We start from the raw sequence: 17,717 nt of genomic DNA on the forward strand, positions 1-17,717 counted from the left end.
ATCTGCGATAGAAGTTTCAAGAGTTCTGCAAGTCAGCCCGGATAGCGTGACGAGCGGTCGATAACGCTTGTCTGTGAACCGGGCTGGGGCGCGGTCACGTCCGTTGTCGCTGTGGAACGCTTCAAAAGGACCGGTGGCCAGGATCGAGGACGAGCGTTGATACCGACGAACGGACGGCACCAGCAACGGCGCCCGAGCTGGCCGGTCGCGCTGGGGGCGGGGGTCGTCGCGCTGGCGCTCCTCGTCGGGATCGTCATCATGGCGATCAAACCGGGCAGGCTCAGGGGGCAGGTCGTCGCCATCCCCCCGGCGCAGCCCGCGCCCGTCCTGCAGGAGCCTCCCGCCACCGAGAGCTGGCCGCGCTGGGGCTTCACCCACACCGAGGTCAGCGCCGACGCCGAGCCGGACGAGGTCGCCGACGCCGCCTCGCACATCCTCAGCCGGGTCCCCCTGCTCCAGAACCAGCACATCATGGGCTGGGGCGCGGACAACCCCGAGCCCGTCCCGGGCAAGTACGACTTCCGCAACCTCGACCGCCGGCTGGAGTTCATGGCCGGCTCGCAGGCCGTGCCCATCATCACGCTGTGCTGCGCCCCCGACTGGATGAAGGAGGGCGGCAGCGAGGGACGCACCGACTGGGGGGCGCTGGAGGCCCCGCCGCAGCGGGCGAACTTCGACGACTTCGCCAAGCTGGCCGCGACGGTGGCCAAGCGCTACCCCACCGTCAAGCACTTCATGGTCTGGAACGAGTTCAAGGGTTTCTGGAACCCGACGACCAACCGCTGGGACGCCGAGGCGTACACCGAGCTCTACAACAAGGTCTACACCGCGTTGAAGGCCGTGGACGACGACATCAAGGTCGGCGGGCCCTACATCCCGATCGTGAGCAACAAGGGCGGTGGCGGTTCGGAGCTCCAGGGCGACTGGGGCGTCGTCGACCAGCGTGACCTCGACGCCGTCGAGTACTGGATCGAGCACAAGAAGGGCGCCGACTTCATCGTGATCGACGGCGCCTCGATGACCAAGGACGCCGGGCTTCAGCCCGACGAGTTCGCCGCGCTCGGCAAGTTCTCCGCCGTCACCACCTGGCTCAGGCAGAAGAGCGGTGGCCTGCCGGTCTGGTGGGCCGAATGGTACGTCGAGCCCGACAACTCCGACTGGACCGAGGAACGCCGTACGGCCGTGCAGACGGTGGCCATGATGGAGTTCGCCACCGGCGGCGCGACCACCGCCCTCTACTGGAGCCCCCAGCGCAAGGCGGGCGAGGACTGCCCCGGTTGCCTGTGGCGCCCCGGAGAGGGGGAGGAGCTGCCGATGGCGGGCGTCCTGAGCGGCTTCACCAGGTGGTTCCCCGCCGAGACCCCGCTGGTGACGGTCACCTCCTCCGACCCCAAGGTGCGGGTGCTGGCCCAGGAGCGCCAGCTCGTGATGGTCAACACCACCGACGCCGACGTGTCCGCGACGGTCGACGGCAGGCGGTTCGACCTGAAGCCGTACGAGGTCAGGTGGAGCGAGCGGAGCGGCGCCTGAGCGGGCGCTAGGCGAGGGGGACGGCCGCTGCGGGAGCGGTGCGGGAGGGCCTGCGCCAGTTGGTGAACCAGCGCAGGAACCACTCGACCGGCCCGTAACGGTGGCCGCGCAGCCACGCCCCGCTGTAGGCGGCCTGGACCACGAAGATCACGACGGCGATCGACGCGACGGAGAGCGGGCTGAGCCGGTCGACCAGGCCGAGCCCGTAGCCGGTGAAGATCAACGAGCAGATCAGGGACTGGGTGAGGTAGTTGGTCAGCGCTATCCGCCCCGGCGGTACGAGCACGGCGGTCAGGCGCGGGGCCGAGGGGAGCAGGCGCAGCAGGGTCGCCGCGTACGCGGCGGCCAGCAGCGGCGCGGTGACCAGGTCCACCGCCTGGCCGAGCATGTGGTAGGCGCTCCCGCCGCCGGACCAGGTCGAGTGCGCGTAGATCAGCGCTCCGGCGATGCCGACCGGGAAGCCGATCCACTGGAGCCTGCGCAGCCCGGCGGTGTGCCCGGACAGGTCGGCGAACAGTTTCCTCTTGCCGACGGCCACTCCGATCAGGCAGGCGGCGAGCACCGCGGGCCCCTGGAAGAGCACCCGCAGTACGACGATCTTGCCGAGCTTGTGCAGGTGCTCGGAGATGATCATGGAGGCCGAGCTCTGCAGGGCCGCGTCCGACCTGGCCGCCTCGACGGCGCCCCCGGCAACGGTCCCCGAGGCGTCGGCGCCGAGCAGCGCCAGCCCGGCCAGCAGGACGAACCCCATCGCCAGCATCATGGTCAGCCCGATCGCGACCATCACCGCGGTGCGCGGCCTGATCCTCCGTACGGCCAGCAGCACCAGCCCCACCACGGCGTAGGTGGCCAGGATGTCCCCGGGGAACAGGAACACGGCGTGGGCCAGGCCGAGCAGGAGCAGCCCGAGCAGACGGCGCAGGAACCGGGGGACGAAGGCCGCTCCCGAGGCGGCCGCCGAGTCGATCTGGAGGGTGAAGCTGTAGCCGAAGAGGAAGGAGAAGAGCAGGTAGAACTTGTTCTCGAAGAAAACGGTGACGACCCAGCGCACCTCCCAGTCCAGCGGCGCGGAGAAGGCGGGCTCGGCCAGGCCCGCCATCCGGTACCCCGAGGCGAGGTAGGCGATGTTGACCACCACGATGCCGAACAGCGCGAACCCGCGCAGGGCGTCGACGGCCGCGATCCGCCGGGCCGGAGCGACGGGGGGCGTGGCGGTCCCCACCGGGCCACGGTGCTTTCCACTGACCATCGAACCGCCCCTCAACGTACCGTGTGACACCACACGCCCCCCGGCGAATAGTGATTCGATGTGCCCGGGGGCTGGAGGCCCCCGGGGATTTCGTCCTACTGGAGCTGGCTGAAGCCGATGACGATGAAGCGTTCGACGATCACCGCCACAGCCAGGAGGAACGCCGGCGCCGCGACGAACAGGATGCGCCGCCTCGTTCTGGGGGCACGGTCGAGACCGCGCAGCCGGTACATCTCGTAGGCGAACAGCGCGATCCAGGTGACGCCCAGGGCGGCCAGGCCGATCGGGGTCATGGGTGAACCGCGGTCGCCGAACCCGGTCAGGGGCCGGGGCTGGGGGATCTCGGCATTCTTTGGATATGTCCTCAGCGTGTAGACGGCGGCGTCCTCGCTGTCGAAGACCCGCTTGAACTCCTTGGAGGAGTCGAGGGCGGCGCGGAAGCGTTTCTCCCAGTCGGCCGGGAAGCCGTGGTTGAGCTGCAGGTACGCGGCCTGTCCCCGGCTGGCGACGAGATAGGTGTTGGGCGGCATCATGCGGAACATGTCGAGCACCGAGGAGAGCTGGGCGGGGTTCTTGTCCACCAGCACCTGCCGGTATTCGATCTTGTCGAAGTCGCGTTCACCCCACGGAATGCTGGGTGTGACCTCGTTCCCGACGGTCGGAACCAGGAACAGCACGCGACCGCTGGGCTCGTCGTGCTTGTAGATGTAGTGCATCGCCTGGACCTCGCCGCTGGAGACCCGTTCGAACTGCTCGTTGCCGTAGCGGGCGACCAGGAAGGACATCGACAGCACCAGCGCGAACCCCGCGGCCAGCAGCAGGGAGATCCGGCGGGTCAGGTTCGGGTCGAACCGGATGTTGCGCTTGCGGATCGGCACCGTTTCCTCGGGGGCCTCCGCCGTACCGGCCGGGAGGTTCGGGAAGAACGCGTAGGAGGCCAGGATGCAGGCTCCGGGCAGCGCGAACAGGTAGATCCGCAGACCGATCTCGCCGCCGTAGCTCTGCAGCCCCAGGGCCAGGACCGGCACGCACAGCAGGAGCAGGGCGGCCCGGTCGCCCACCCCGCGGCGCAGGCGGCGCAGCAGGCCGGTGGCGGCCAGCAGCAGGATGACGGCGCAGATGCCGAGACGGGCCATCAGCACGATCGCGTGCCTGCCGTCGCTGCCCTCGATCCGGTCGCCGGTGTTGCTCTGGAGGTTCTCCAGGATCCTGCCCAGGCCGCCGAAGAGCTGGTCGATGTGCCCGCTCCAGAAGGTGACGGTCTGGTAGCTGATCCAGGCCAGCACCATCAGTCCCAGGAAGAACGGCAGGCCCCAGCTGAGCGAGGTGCGCCGCAGCAGGATCAGGCCGGTCAGCACGCCCAGCATCATGAACGGCGTGATCTGGTGCGAGGCCGTGGCGGTCCCGAACAGGCCGATCAGCACGATGAGCATGATCGACCGGTCGTACACGCCGGTGGAGTGGGTCAGCTCGCCCGGGGTCAGCCCGTCCAGCCGGGCCAGCAGCCGCCGGATCCGGCCCTTGGGGGGCGCGGTCCCGTCACGGGGCTCCACCTTGCCGAACCAGCGCAGCACGATCGCCACGAAGGCGAGGTAGATCGCGTAGGTGAAGCCCTGGGGAGAGAAGTAGTCCTGCCCGATCCACTGGACGATGACGAACAGCAGCGCGGCGAACCACCGCGCGCGGGTGGTCGCCACCACCTGGCGCAGGATCAGCACGAACGGCAGCAGGTAGAGCAGGTTGGACAGCAGTGGCGTCCACCGCAGGATCGTCGTCAGGTCGGTGACGCCGGCGGCCTTCGTGACGAACCCGACCAGCGCGAAGAATCCCGGCCACGCGAAGCGGGCGTCGAGGATGGGGGAGGAGGTTCCCGTGCGGTTGATGAACTCCACGAAGCCCGCGTGGACGTAGGCGGTGTGGAAGCGGGGCGTGTCCTCGATCAGGGCGGCCGCGCCGTGCAGGGCGAAGGTGATCGCCGCGATCTGGAAGAGCAGCAGGAACTTGCGGTCGGTGTTCTGCGCGATCGTGACGAAGAAAGCGGTGATCATCAGCAGGATCGCGGCGAACGCGGTCCCGGGCAGCGCCGAGATCAGTCCCAGGCCGTCGATCTGCGTGAGGTCCACACCGCGCAGCGGTCCCGGCGCGACGCGCAGGGCCAGCACGTACATGATCAGGCCCTCGACGGTGAGCAGCGGCGGCAGCCACGTCCCCGCCGACCGCATCAGCCTCGTCGCCCACGAGGACCCGTCCGCGGAGGTCGAGCCCCCCGAGCCCCCCGAGCTCTCTGAGCCCCCCGGGTCCCTGGCGGTTCCCGGGGCCTGGACGGCCGTCCGGGCGGCCGCTCCGGCGCCGGACGGGCCGGATGAGACGGACGGGGTGACCGGGGCGGCCGGCGGGGCGCTCGCCGCGGCGTCGGCCGGGCCCTCCATCGGGCCGTCCACCGTACGGTCCGCCGGGTCGTCCACCGTGCTGTCCGCCGTCTCCCAGAGCCTGGCCGCCGCCGCCCAGGGGACGTCGCCCTCCCCGGGGCTCTCCTCCGGCTCGCCGGAGCCCGGGGCCGGGACGCCCGCCGTGGCTGAGGCGCCCGCCGGGGCCGGGCCGCGCCCGTTCTCCTCGCCCTCCCGGGACGGCGGGTCCTCCGGGTCCTCCGGGGCGCCGATCCCGGAGATGTCGATGATCGAGGTGTCCCTGGCGGAGGTGTCCGAGACCGAGGTGTCGGTGACGGACGCGCCCGTGACGGAGACGTCGGTGACGGAGACGTCCGTGACCGAGGCGTCCACGATGGAGGCGCCGGTCTCGGGGGTCTCCTCCTCCGTCTCCGGCGCGTCCCGCCGGGGCTCCGGTGCCGCGGAGGACGGCTCCCGGTGGGAGGGGAGGGTGGGGATGCGGAAGACGGCCGTCGCCGACGGATCGTCGTCGTCCTCCGTTCCGCTGAAGGGCTCGCCGGACGTCCCTGCGGGCGCCTCGGCGGAGGCGTCCGCGGACTCCTCGGTGGCCGCCTCGGGGGGCGTCGCGTCGCCGGGCCGCTCCTCGGACCCGATGCGCGCCCTCTCCGGAGACGAGGGGCGGCCCGAGCCGTTCCCCTCCACCTCGGCGGCCTCCGTGGCCTCCGCTGTCACGTCATTACCCGACCGTTGCCTCACGTCTAACATCATGGCGGCTATGCGGACCCGGCCGTGACGGTTGATTGCGAGCTGTCGCCGCTATTGAGCATTTTGCGAAGTCCTGGAAAGATCAGCGCGGCGATCAGGAGCTCGCTCAGCAGCAGCGCGTAGCCCACCGCGTTCACCCCGGTGTGCGGGAACAGCACCAGGGTGCCGGTGAGCACGAGAACCGCCAGCGACACCTGGACGAGGGCCAGCCTGCGGGCCTGTCCCAGGGCGCGCAGGCCGCTCAGATAGATCTCGATCAGCACGCGGGGGAGCACCGCCAGGGACATCAGCTGCAGCAGCAGCGTGCCCCGGTCGGCGAAGCCGGAGCCGAAGATCCGCAGGATCAGGGGAGCCGCGAGAATCGTCACAATCACGATCGGGACAATGATCATGAGGGCCCGGCGGAGCGCCCTGCGCGAGTTCGACGCCAGCCGCTTCCTGTCGAAGGAGCCCTCGACGGTGAGCGAGGTGGCCATGTTCATCGCCAGCAGCTCGATCAGCGAGCCCAGCGTGTGGGCCATGGAGAAGTAGCCGAAGGTGACCTCGTCGACCCTGGCGGCGATCAGGACCGGGATCAGGTAGACGCTCGCCAGGATCGACAGCGTGCCCGGATAGTCGCCCGACAGGAACCGGCCGACCTCGCGGAAGGCGAGCGGCCTGGATCCGGTCTCGGTCTCCCTGGCGTGCCGGGGGATGACCTTCCTGAAGAGCAGGAGGTTGATCGGGATCAGGGCCATTGCGGCGGGGATGATCCACGAGACGAAGATGCCGTCGCGGGGCAGCGCGAACGCCAGCCCGACCAGCATGGCCATCTTGACCAGGCCGTAGCCGAGGCTGCTCACCGGCACCCAGGTGGCCTTGCGGAGCCCGGCCAGGGTCACGTCCTCCAGCGTGAACACCGACCAGACCAGCACCGCGGCCAGGAAGAACAGGCCGGGTCCCAGGCCGCCGAGCGAGGCGTAGGTCGGCCCCCACCACGGCAGCGTGATCAGGAACCCGAGCGCCGCGGTCACACCGGTGGCTCCGGCGATCGCGTACGCCCGGACGATGAGCCCGGGGGTGCGCCGGCCCGCCACCGGGATGAACCTGGCCAGCGCCCCGACGAACCCCAGCGCGGTCAGCGAGGCGAACAGCCGCATGGCGGTGATCACCGCCTGGCCCCTGCCGAAGTCCGCGGGCGCGTAGAGCCGCGCGGCCAGCCACCAGTAGCCCATGCCGAGGACGGCTGTGATCGCGGTGTTGGCCATGAGCGCGTAGCCGTTGCGGAACAGGGGGTTGCGAAGGTCGTGCAGTAACCTCTGCCGCAACCCGGCGATCCGCCCTCCGGAGCGTTCGCCCACCGTCGCGCTCATGTCCCTACCTCCCCCCACGTCCGCGGACGTGTTCTCACGCGAGGCCGCGCACCCGGCGCAGGCCGTACCGGGTCCGCCTGACGACGGCGTAGCCCTTCGTCAGCACGCGTTCCTTCATGTAGATCAGCGGGACCTGACTGCCCTCGACCGCCCGGCCGAACATCTTCATCGAGGTGCCGTCGGTGACCGTCAGGCGCGGCAACGCGAGCACGTCGTGCCTGTCGGCGGCGATCGCGTTGTTCACCGCGCAGGCGGCCCAGTATCCGGCGCGCCTGACCTCGCGCCTGACCCGCGCGCTGGAGTAGCCGTACGGGTAGGCCATGGTCGCGACCGGGGCACCGATCTTGTCCTCCAGCAGGGCCTTGTTGCGGCGCAGCTCCTGGCGGAGCAGGTCGTCGGGCAGCTGGTCGAGCTGGGGATGGCTGTGGCTGTGGCCGCCGATCTCGATGCCGCAGGAGGCGGCCTCGCGGGCCTGGCTCCAGGTCAGCATCGTGTCGAGCGGCCTGCCCGCGGCGTCCTTGCCCGCGTCCCTGACCCAGCCGCTGGTCAGGAAGACCGTCGCGGGGAAGTCGTAGCGCTCCAGCACGGGCAGGGCCTCGCTGTGGAAGTCGGCGTAACCGTCGTCGAAGGTCACCACGACCGGGCGCTCGGGCAGGGAGCGCCCGTTGTTCCTGTGCAGCGAGGCGATCAGGTCGGCCACGGTCAGCGGCGTGAAGTCGCGCTCCTTCAAGTAGGAGAGCTGCTCGGCGAACCCCGACGGCCGTACGGCCAGCGGCCTGGTCTCGGGGTTCGGCCGGTCGGAGATCGAGTGGTACATGAGGATCGGGACGCGGATCACGACTTCGCCGCCTTCAGCCGGAGAGAGCCGACGACGTATCCCCAGGTGGTCCAGGCGAGCCCGACCACGATCGCGCCGGCCCTGCCCAGTCCCGACGGGTCGCCGCGCAGCGCCTCCCCGACCCCGCGCAGCGCGCCCAGCGGCAGCGCCTTCAGCGCGTGCGCCCGCTCGCTCGAGAGCCCGTCACCGGCGCCGACGCTCTGTGTGACCAGGGCCTTCGACAGCCCCTCGGCGTAACACCGGGAGCGGAAGTAGGCGAACCGGGAACGTACGGCGGGCACCTTGTGGCCGATCACCGCATCCGGCTCGAACAGCATCACCGCGCCGGGGATCCGCTGGGAGAGCCGGATGCAGAACTCGGTCTCCTCACACCCCAGGGGCCTGGGCTTGCGCCCCTGCACGCTGCGGCCGATTCCCGTGTGGAACCCGCCGACCTGGCCGACGAGTTCCCTGCGGAAGGCGGCGTTGCCGCCCATGACGTTGCGGATCGGCGCCCGGTCCGTGGGCATGCCCCGATAGGTGCAGCCCACGGTCCAGTCGAACTCGTGGGGAAACCAGCCGGGACGGTGTCCCGTCGCCCACAGCGGCCTGGTCAGCCCGCCCACCCCCACGACGGCCGGGTCCTGGAAGCCCTCCTCCAGTGCTTCCAGCCAACCAGGTTCCGCTATCGCGTCGTCGTCCAGATAGGCCACGATGTCGCCGGAGGCGGTGGCGGCGCCGGTGTTCTTGCCACCGGACAGCCCCTTCTCCTGTGTGTTCTCCACCACGATCGCCCGGGGGTACTCCCGCTTGAGCCTCAGGTGCAGGTCCGGGTTGTAGTCGACCACGAGGATGATCTCGTGCGGCTCGCGCCGCTGCCTCTCGACCGACTCGACGGCCGCCCGGATGTCCTCCCAGCGTTCCTCGGTGTAGACACAGATGACGACACTGGTCTTCATGGCTATGCGGCGCCCTGGTCCGCCGCGGGGGTCGCGGCCGCGGGTTCGGGGGCGGCGGTGGCGGGGCTGCCGCGCCACTCCCTGATGATGGTCTTCAGCACCCGGATGCCGTCGCGGACCGCGTGCAGGTTGCTCTCACCGTGGATCCGGCAGCGCTCGTGGCTGGGCACCTCGTGGACCTTGAGCCCGGCCTTGGCCGCCCTGATGTTCATCAGGGTCTCCACCTCGAAACCGTCGCAGTCGAGGTTGAGCACGTCCAGGTGGCGTGCCCAGAAGGCGTTGTAGCCGTAGCACAGGTCGCTGTAGTTGGTGCGGTAGATCCTGTTCACCAGGCCGGTCAGCACCTTGTTGCCGAACTTGCGGTTGAAGGTCAGGTCGTCGCTGCCCCCGCCCGCCGCGTAACGCGAGCCCTTGACGAAGTCGGCCCCGGTGACCAGGGCGCCCACGAACTGGATGATCTCCCGGCCGTCGGTCGAGCCGTCGGCGTCGATCATCACGATGATGTCGCTGGTGCAGGCGGCGAACCCGGCGGCCAGCGCGTTGCCCTTGCCCTTGCCGGTCTGGGTGACCACCCGCACGTTGGGACGGAGCCTCTTGGCGACGGCGACCGTGTCGTCGACGGAGTTGCCGTCGACCAGCACGATCTCGTCGATCCACTGCGGCAGCGTGGCGAAGACGTGCGGGAGGTTCTCCGCCTCGTTCATGGCGGGGACCACGACGCTGACGGTCGGCGAGATGGCCATGTGAGGAGTGATCGGGGTGAACCGCTCAATCGGTGGCATCGCTCGCAAGGGAGGCTTGGCGTTGTGCTTGACGATGTCGGGACTCATGAGATCTGTCCTTCCGGGTGGGCGGTCGTCGGAGACGACTGACGGGAGGACCCGGGGCCAACCACAGCCTGAGAGAACGGCGGGAATGGCAAATGCGATGAGGGATGCATGGGAGGGTCCTGGCGGATGGTGGGCGGTGCGTGAGCGGAAGCGGGCCTAGCCCACTCCCCATGGTTCCTTGACGACGCCGGAGGCTGATTGGTTCTGCGCGGAGGTGCGCATACGGCCGAAACCTTTCAGCACTCGATCGGCAAGGCGATATAAGTGAGGACGGTCCGTGACGATGGTGCGTGCCTTGTTGACCGGGGTGCGGCCCATCCAGTGAACCGCCGCCGTCGGTGACGGGCGGGAGATGCGTCCCTCGGCGACGAACAGGTCGCCGCTCTTCAGCCAGCCCTTGTACTCGCGGCCGCCCTTGCCCATGTCCACCTGGCGCAGACCCGCGTTGGCGGCGTGCTCGGCCATGTGGAGGTGGTGCATGATGCCCGGCGAGTATCGGGCGAACTCGATGTCGTAGGCCGGGAACCAGCCCACCAGGGTGTGCGCGGTACGCAGGCCGAAGTGGCCCGCGACGGGGGTGTCTCCGGCGTAGACCATGGTCAGCACACCGGAGAACGTCTCGGACCTCTCGGCGTGCATCTCGTCGAGCAGCCGGACGATCCACGGCTGGGCGAAGCGGTCGACACGACCGGTCCGCCGGTACTGGTCGGACTTCCAGTTCATGAGCGTGCGCAGGGTCCCGGCGTCGGCGGAGTCCCACTCGAAGCGGATCTCGCCGTGCTCGCGACCGAACTTCCGCTCCTTGTAGCGGACGGTTTTGTAGTTTTTGGGGGAGTTCGTCTTCACCTGGTCGATATAAAAGTCGAAGCCCGAACTGAGGTCCATGACCGGTGCGGGCCGTACGTCCGACTGGTGGGCGGCGAACGTCGGCTGGCCCGCGACCATGTGGTCGAAGTCGAAGACCGAGAGCCTGCAGGCGCGCAGCAGCGTCCTGGCGTCCAGCTTCAGGCCGGGAACCGAGATCAGGCCGTGGCAGGTGGTCAGGAAGCCCCCGAGGGGCTTGCCGATCCCGAAGTTGTGGCGCTCGTAGGGGAAGAACCCGACGATCTTGCCGCCGTCCTGGATGACGGCCACCCGGACGTAGTCACGGAGACGGCCCATGGCCAGGGCGAACTCGACGGAGAGAAAAGGGTTGTCGAGGGACGGGTCCGCCCCCTGCAACTCCCGCCATCGGGTTATCTCGGACTCCCCGAGGTCACCGGGGCGAACAACGACGATGTTCACCTTGACCTGGCCCCCTGTTCGGTCTGCAAGCTTCCGCTCCCCCGGTACAACACGCGTAGTACGTATATGAAGCCGCCGAGCACCGCGATCGTCGCCACTCCGGCACGTGGCGACCATGCTCCAAAAGACAGCATGGCAACGGCAAGGAGAACGTTCACTACCAAGCTTGCCGCCGCCCCCACCGATAGTGCCGCAAGAGGGTCACGATCACGCAACAGTCCTACCACTGCCGCACCCGGTACCACCAAAAGGAACAGCGGGGTCAAGACGAGACGGAGGGGGGTGTCGATCCCGGCCAGCGCGATCACGGCCCCCGCCACGCACGCAAGGGTGAGCGCCCATCTGAGCACCTTGCGGTTGGTCGACATCTCCTGGCTCCCCGGTTGATGGTGGCGTGATCGATCGCCCATTCATGGGATCAATCACTCCGCACGGACGTCAATGCCGACGTTTGGCATCAGCCCATGGTTTACCGGATCGCAAAGAGATGTGACGGCGTTATCCAAGGCGAGGTCAAAAGGATCAGGTCGTCTCCGCCTCCTGGCCCGGGGCCGGGGAGGGGGCCTGTGTCGGCTCCGGAGGCGGGTCGCCGGCCGGCTCGGAGGCCTGTGGTGCAGGGGTTTCCCACGATATCGCGCAACTGGAGCCGCCACCGGCCGAGGTGAACGAGACGCGTCCGGAGCCGCTCACGTCCGGGTCGGAGACAGTGATCCAAATCACGCCCGTGGCACCGGCCCTGAGCCGTCCCCGCCGGGGGTGGACGGAGATCCCGTCCGAGGTGATCGCCGACCACGAGATCGCGGTGTTGCGCGCGGTGAGGCGGATCCGTCCCGTGCCCTGTTCGATCTCCGTGGGGCAGGAGACGGCCAGCCGCGCGGCCACGGGCGGCGCGGTGGGCGTACGGCCGGCGCGGGGGCGCTCGGCAGTGGGGCGCCGGGGCGGCGGCGTGACGCGGCCGGGAGTCGGGGCGGCCGTCCCGGTCCGGCCGCCTTTCCCGGTCCGCTCGGTCCTGCGGGGAGAGGACGTCGGGGTGGGGAGCGGCTCGGCCGGTTCGCCGGAACCCCGTCCGGTCTCCCGCCCCGGAACCGGCGCCGACTCCGGGACGGACGTTCCCGGGGCGGTGGGGGTCGGGACGGGAGACGGGGCGGGACCCGTGCTCCGCGCCGCCTCGGCGCGCGCGCCCTGACCGCCCGCCACGTCGTGACCGGTGATCACGATCAGGATCCCGGTGGCCACCAGCACGCAGAGGGCGGCGACGATGACGGGGATCACCCGCCGGGTGCGACCGCGCCGTCGCGCGGCCTCCGCGCGCCGGGCCGCGCCCGCCGTGCGTCGTGGGCCGTCCGGGGCACGCCGTGCCTCGGGCGCGGTGTTCCGGTGCTCCCCCGCCTCGCTCGCCGTGCCCGTCCGCCTCGTCCCGGTGCCCCCGGTGCCGGTCCTTCCGCGGGCTCGCGCGCGTCCCCCGGCGGTGACGGGAAAGCCGGCCCGGTCGAAACGGTCGCCCGCCGAGGCGATCGAGGCGCGCGTCGCGGCCGACTCCGGGCTCACGCAGGTCTCGATGACGCGGCGGCGCAGGGAGAGCGGCGGGAGGGCGGGCGGCACCAGGTCGAGCAGCCCGTCGGCCGAGACGTGCCGGTTCCGGCGCTCCGTGCAGACCTCGCAGCGGCCGATGTGGCCGGACAGCCGCCTGCGCAGCATGGTGCTGAGCGGTCCCTCCCACGAGTCGACCATCGCCGACAGGTCGGGGCAGTGGGCCCGCCCGACCCTGGCCAGCACCACGGCGGCCGCGGCGTTCTCCAGGTGGTCACGGGCCCGCTTCACCGCGGCCGTCACCTGCCGCGAGGTCAGCCCGAGCGCCAGGCCGGCCTCTCCGGCGCCCAGGCCGTGCCGCAGCGACAGCTCCAGCGCCTGGCGTTCCCGCTCGCCCAGCTCGGCCAGTGCCTCGTGCACCAGCTCGGTCAGCTCCCGTCCACCGGGGTCGCCCGGGCCGCCGGGATCGTCCGGCGCGGGGCCCCGTCGTCCCCGGGGCGCGGATCCGCACCGGGCGCGGGTCAGCGCGTACAGCCACGGGCGCAGGCGGCCCGGCTCGCGCAGCCGTTCCGCGCATGTCACCGCGGTGACCAGGGCGTCGTGCACGGCGTCGGCCGCGGCGCCCCGGTCGCCCAGCAGCGAGCTCGCGTAGTCGTTGAGACGTTCGGCGTAGGAGTCGTAGAGATCGGCGGGCGCCGTGGCGTCGGCGCGCCGGAGCGCCTCAACGAGTCGCTGGTCGTCGGTTCGGCCGACGGCCGGCCATCCGGGCACGGATGTTCCTTCCCATAGACGGATTCGTTCACGGGCCATGCCCGAGACCCCACACGCGTAGGACGCCACCTCGCCGTAAGGGGTTGTCCTAATCCGCCGATACCATGCCCACCCGGTATGAGCTGGTAAAACTGTGTTAATTGGGGCTTGTGGGGCTCGTGCCGTACGAGGGAAGAAAGATCAGCAGTGGGGCGCGCAGAGACGGCGTTTCATGCCCTCCAGGAAGAACCTGCGGACCTCGCCGATGTCCTTGGCGATGTAGGCGTCGCCGCCGGTCGCCCTGGCCAGCGCGTCCATCTGGCGCTTGCCTTTGGGGGCGTCCGGGCCGAAGGCGATGATCAGGACGCTGACCGGTCTCTCCGGGTTGTACCGCTGCTTCAGAATCCTCAGGATCTCCTGGTTGGAGATCCCGCCGTCGGGGTCGTCGTTGCCCGCGCCGTCGGTGAGGATCACCACCGTGTTGATCTTGTCGCCCTGGTACTCCTCCGTCATCCGCTTGTAAGCGGCGGCGAGGGTGTCGTTGAGCCCGGTGTCGCCGGTCTCCCTGGCCTTCGTCGCGGCCAGTCTCCTGGTGATCAGGTCCTTGCGCAGGACGCCGTCCAGGTTCTCGGTCAAGGGGCCGACCGAAACCAGCTCGCGGTAGTCCAGGCCCCGCCCGTCGAGGTGCGTGGAGAACTCCCAGACCCCGATCTCGCTCTTGGCGGGGAACAGCTTGATGCCCTCCGTGGCGATCCGTGTGATCGCCTGCATCCGGGTCAGGCCGGTTCCCGGCACCGGCAGCGCCATGGTGCCGGAGACGTCCAGCAGGGTGAGCAGCCTGGTGCCGAGGTTCAGGCGCGACCACGACTGCGACAGCTTCGCGACGGTCCCGGCGTCGGGCGTCGGCAGCGTCCGGGGGGCCTTGGCCTGGAAGCCGCCGGTGCCGGACAGCGCCGCGCCGCCCTCGCCGTCCGGGGTGCGGAAGCCCTGGTCTCGGAGGTCCTTGCCGGCGGCCTGGGTGCCGAGCTCCTCCTGGAAGGCCTGCGCCGCCCGGCGGGCCGTCGCGTCCCCCGTGGTGATCACCAGCGGGTAGTCGAGGTCGATCGTGCCCTCGGCCGGGTACAGCGGAACGATGGGGTCCCGCGGCTTCTTGACGCTGTCGAAGGCCCAGACGCCCTGCTCGGAGGCGACGCCGATCGGCACCCTCCTGCCCTTGACACCGAGGCTGGCCAGCAGCGCGTCCTGGTCGCGGACGGTCGATCCGGCGAGCGTCTTGAGCGCGCCGACCAGTTCCTCCTGCCCGACGCCCGAGGCCGTGGCCGTCCCCGAGGCGGCGAGCAGCGCGCCGAGTCCCGCGGCGTTGAGGGAGGGGTCCAGCGCGAGCGCGCGCACCCGGCGGCCGGGACTGTCGGCGCCGGTCACGTTCGCGGCGCCGAGCATGCCCTTCCAGCTCGCCCCGCCGAGATCCCTCCTCAGCTCCGGGACCGCCGAGGCCGGGGCGGCCAGCACGATGGGGGAGCGGGCGACGGACGGTCCGGGGGCGGGGGCCTGCGGGTTCTTCGCCCGCAGGCCGGTCACCCACAGCGACGAGTCCGGGATCCACACGTCCATCGCCCCGACCTCGCCGCCGTTGCCGCCCAGCCCCGAGGCCACGGTCGCCGGGACGCCCTTGGTCACCGTGACGGCGACGCACCTGCCGTCGACCTCGTGGGCGGCCCGGGTGAAGCGTTCGGCGATCCGGGACACGGCGGGCTGGACGTCGGGTGAGGCGGTGATCCGCAGCGCGATCTCGCCGCCCGCGCACCCGCGGTCCCGGTTGATGATCACGAAGGCGGCGACGCCGAGCAGCACCGCGAGGGCGACGGATCCGGCCAGCGGAGCCAGTATCGCGCCGAACCCGCCCCGGCGGCGCCGGGGAGGCAGGTTGTAGCCGTCGTCGAGCTCATCCGTCCGGTGACGTCCGCTCACGATGCCCTCTTCGGTGTCGGTGTCCTGAAGCTAGCGGGTCACCTTATACGGAGGTTCTCCGCAATGTTCACGGAACTGTACTGGGAATGCTTATTGCGGCAAAACACCCTTTCTGCTGCACCTATCACCTTGGGTGATCACTGTGAAGCTCTGTGTCGCATGAGGAAGAGCAGGTCAGGAGTGATGACGTGGCACACCGGACGCTGTGCGTCCACGATGCGTCCGCGGCGCGTCCGCCGCCCACGGCCTCGTCGCGGCGGGATCGGCCAAGAGGCACGGTCGGCGGCGTAGTCTCCCCGGGGGGAAGAGTCAGCAGATCATCGGGGGAAAATCCGTGCCGTTCACGCCCAGCCACGTCGCCGCCGTGCTGCCGTTGATCTCCTCGGCGAGGATCCGCAGGTTCCTCGATCCGTGGGCCCTCGCCCTGGGGGCGATGGTGCCGGATCTGCCGATCTTCTTCTCATTCCTGCCCGACTACATGATCTGGCACTCTCTCAGGGGCGTCTTCACGATCGACCCGTTCGCGGTCGTCGTGCTGCTCGGGCTCTTCCACCTCCTGTTCCGCGACCCCCTGATCGCGCTGCTGCCCGCCCACCTCGTCGGCAGAGCCGCCTCGCTGGCCCCCGGCGGGTACGGCCCGCGGCGGCTGCCCGCCATGGTCGCGGGCGGTGTCGTCGGAGCCTTCAGCCACAAGCTGTGGGACTCCTTCACCCACTCCTACAGCCAGGGCGTGTGGGGCTGGGAGTGGCTGTCCGCTCCGGCCGTCGGCCCGCTGCCGGTCTTCCGCGTGCTGCAGTACCTGTCGACCGTGGCCGGCCTGGCCGTCGTGGCCTGGTGGGCCCGGCGCGGGCTGTCCCGGATGGAACCGGCCGCGACCCCCGAACGGCTGGCGCTCCCCGGCCTGGTACGGCGCGGCGTGGTCCTGCTGACGGTGGCCTCGGCCCTGATGGGCGCGGCGGTGTGGCCGAGGATCTATCCCGCGTCGAGCAGGATCGAGCTGATCACCAGGATGGGCGCGGGGGTGGTCGTCGGCTGCTGCGCGTTCCTGGTGGTGTACGCGATGATGTGGCAGCTCAAGCGGGTCATGGCAGTATTTCAGGGTGCCTAACGCCTCAGATCCCCGTCTGGCCGACTACGCGGGCCTGCGCGACGTCGAGCTGCGCAAGAGCCTGGAGGCCGAGCACGGCCTGTTCATCGCCGAGGGGGAGAAGGTGATCCGCAGGGCCGTCGCGGCCGGTTACCCGGTGCGTTCGGTGCTGCTGACCCGTCGCTGGGCCGACTCCCTGGCCGACCTGCTCGACACGCTCGGCGACCGGGTCCACGTGGTGGACGACGACGCCATGGAGGCGATCGCCGGGTTCCCGGTCCACCGGGGCGCCCTGGCCGCGATGGACCGTAAGAGGCTGCCCGCGGTCACCGAGATCCTGCGCGGCGTCGCGGCCCCCGGCGACGGTGAAGACGGCGCCCCCCACGTGGCGGGCGCCGTTCCCGGTGACGCGGAGGACGGCGGATCCCGTACGGCGGGCGCCGCTCCCGGCGGCGAAGGCGGTGAACTCCGTACGGTGGGCGCCGTCCCCGGTGACGCCGGAGGGGGTCCCCGGCGCGTCCTGGTGCTCGAGGACCTCGTCGACCACGGCAACGTCGGCGCGATCTTCCGGTGCGCCGCCGCGCTGGGCGTGCAGGCCGTGATCCTGTCGCCGCGCTGCGCCGACCCGCTGTACCGCAGGTCGGTGAAGGTGTCGATGGGCGCGGTCTTCGCCATCCCCTACGCGCGGATGACCGACTGGTACGCCGGGCTGGCGGAGCTGCGCGAGGCGGGCTTCCAGACCCTGGCGCTCACCCCCGACCAGACCGCCACCCCGATCGACGCGGTCAAGATGGGCGAGCGGGTCGCCCTCCTGCTGGGCTCGGAGGGCGACGGCCTGTCCTCCCGCTGGCTGCGCGAGGCCGACGAGCCGGTCTGCATCCCGATGAGCCCGGCCGCGATGGGTCTCGGCGTCGACTCCCTCAACGTGGTCGCCGCCGCCGCCATCGCCTGCCACGGCCTGATGCGCCACAGCTGACCGGACACGGCGAGAGCGGCCCCCCATCGCACCGCCGCGCTGCCCGCTCGCCCGCACCGTGTTCGTCTGGCTGGTCGGTACGGCGGGCGGCCATCGAGTCTGACGCGATGCCCGCTCGTCCGCACCGTGTTCGTGCTCGTCCGGTCGGTACGGCGGGCGGCCGTCGCGCCTGGCGCGATGCCCGCTCGTACGCACCGTGTTCGTGGCGGTTCGGGCGCCGGTACGGCGGGCGG

General features: G+C 70.6%; 13 protein-coding genes. 3 read left to right on the forward strand and 10 right to left on the reverse strand.

The genetic code is table 11. The annotated features are described in order from the left end of the window. Positions 1-156: 156 nt before the first annotated feature. Positions 157-1,530, forward strand: coding sequence for a xylan 1,4-beta-xylosidase (locus AB0N02_RS16140; RefSeq protein ID WP_363946473.1), 1,374 nt, complete (start codon positions 157-159; stop codon positions 1,528-1,530). A gap of 7 nt (positions 1,531-1,537) precedes the next feature. Here the strand turns inward: AB0N02_RS16140 and AB0N02_RS16145 are convergent, their stop codons facing one another. The 10 genes from AB0N02_RS16145 to AB0N02_RS16190 all read right to left on the reverse strand — a co-directional run bounded on the left by AB0N02_RS16145 (position 1,538) and on the right by AB0N02_RS16190 (position 15,421). After that, a complete protein-coding gene (locus AB0N02_RS16145; protein WP_363946474.1) occupies positions 1,538-2,752 on the reverse strand; it encodes a DUF418 domain-containing protein in 1,215 nt (404 codons plus the stop codon). A gap of 122 nt (positions 2,753-2,874) precedes the next feature. Further along, complete coding sequence (locus tag AB0N02_RS16150) at positions 2,875-5,898, reverse strand: hypothetical protein (RefSeq protein WP_363946476.1); 3,024 nt, start codon at positions 5,896-5,898, stop codon at positions 2,875-2,877. A gap of 41 nt (positions 5,899-5,939) precedes the next feature. Beyond that, on the reverse strand, positions 5,940-7,283 hold the full coding sequence (locus AB0N02_RS16155) for a hypothetical protein (protein ID WP_363946478.1): 1,344 nt from the start codon (positions 7,281-7,283) through the stop codon (positions 5,940-5,942). A 34-nt stretch (positions 7,284-7,317) separates the two neighbouring features. Further along, a complete protein-coding gene (locus AB0N02_RS16160; RefSeq protein ID WP_363946479.1) occupies positions 7,318-8,121 on the reverse strand; it encodes a polysaccharide deacetylase family protein in 804 nt (267 codons plus the stop codon). After that, on the reverse strand, positions 8,118-9,059 hold the full coding sequence (locus AB0N02_RS16165) for a glycosyltransferase family 2 protein (RefSeq protein WP_363946481.1): 942 nt from the start codon (positions 9,057-9,059) through the stop codon (positions 8,118-8,120). Before AB0N02_RS16165 ends, AB0N02_RS16160 begins: the two co-directional genes overlap by 4 nt. Before the next feature lie 2 nt (positions 9,060-9,061). Next, positions 9,062-9,889 (reverse strand): glycosyltransferase family 2 protein, encoded by an 828-nt coding sequence (locus tag AB0N02_RS16170; protein WP_363946482.1) that lies wholly within the window; start codon positions 9,887-9,889, stop codon positions 9,062-9,064. 156 nt (positions 9,890-10,045) lie between these two features. Next, the gene (locus AB0N02_RS16175) at positions 10,046-11,173 is read right to left on the reverse strand and encodes a GNAT family N-acetyltransferase (protein ID WP_363946483.1); all 1,128 of its coding nucleotides are present in this window, start codon (positions 11,171-11,173) and stop codon (positions 10,046-10,048) included. Further along, on the reverse strand, positions 11,170-11,541 hold the full coding sequence (locus AB0N02_RS16180) for a hypothetical protein (protein ID WP_271221817.1): 372 nt from the start codon (positions 11,539-11,541) through the stop codon (positions 11,170-11,172). Before AB0N02_RS16180 ends, AB0N02_RS16175 begins: the two co-directional genes overlap by 4 nt. A 154-nt stretch (positions 11,542-11,695) precedes the next feature. Next, entirely contained in the window at positions 11,696-13,474 is a 1,779-nt protein-coding gene (locus tag AB0N02_RS16185) for a sigma-70 family RNA polymerase sigma factor (protein WP_363946485.1), read from the reverse strand. A gap of 180 nt (positions 13,475-13,654) precedes the next feature. Beyond that, positions 13,655-15,421 (reverse strand): substrate-binding and VWA domain-containing protein, encoded by a 1,767-nt coding sequence (locus AB0N02_RS16190; RefSeq protein ID WP_363946487.1) that lies wholly within the window; start codon positions 15,419-15,421, stop codon positions 13,655-13,657. A 334-nt stretch (positions 15,422-15,755) separates the two neighbouring features. Here AB0N02_RS16190 and AB0N02_RS16195 point away from each other — a divergent pair, with 334 nt between their 5' ends. Together AB0N02_RS16195 and AB0N02_RS16200 are read left to right on the forward strand one after the other, a co-directional pair. After that, positions 15,756-16,529, forward strand: a complete 774-nt coding sequence (locus AB0N02_RS16195) for a DUF4184 family protein (protein ID WP_363946488.1) — start codon at positions 15,756-15,758, stop codon at positions 16,527-16,529. Further along, a complete protein-coding gene (locus AB0N02_RS16200) occupies positions 16,522-17,484 on the forward strand; it encodes an RNA methyltransferase (RefSeq protein ID WP_363946490.1) in 963 nt (320 codons plus the stop codon). The genes AB0N02_RS16195 and AB0N02_RS16200 overlap by 8 nt, the downstream gene beginning before the upstream one ends. Positions 17,485-17,717: the final 233 nt, after the last annotated feature.

Origin of the sequence: Streptosporangium sp. NPDC051022, assembly GCF_040683035.1 — a bacterium.
In the GTDB taxonomy this organism is placed as follows: Bacteria; Actinomycetota; Actinomycetes; order Streptosporangiales; family Streptosporangiaceae; genus Streptosporangium.

Bases quoted from the DNA above. Each gene is read 5' to 3' on its own strand.
- AB0N02_RS16170 (WP_363946482.1), bottom strand. From the start codon at position 9,889: ATGAGTCCCGACATCGTCAAGCACAACGCCAAGCCTCCCTTGCGAGCG.
- AB0N02_RS16180 (WP_271221817.1), bottom strand. From the start codon at position 11,541: ATGTCGACCAACCGCAAGGTGCTCAGATGGGCGCTCACCCTTGCGTGC.
- AB0N02_RS16165 (WP_363946481.1), bottom strand. From the start codon at position 9,059: ATGAAGACCAGTGTCGTCATCTGTGTCTACACCGAGGAACGCTGGGAG.
- AB0N02_RS16155 (WP_363946478.1), bottom strand. From the start codon at position 7,283: ATGAGCGCGACGGTGGGCGAACGCTCCGGAGGGCGGATCGCCGGGTTG.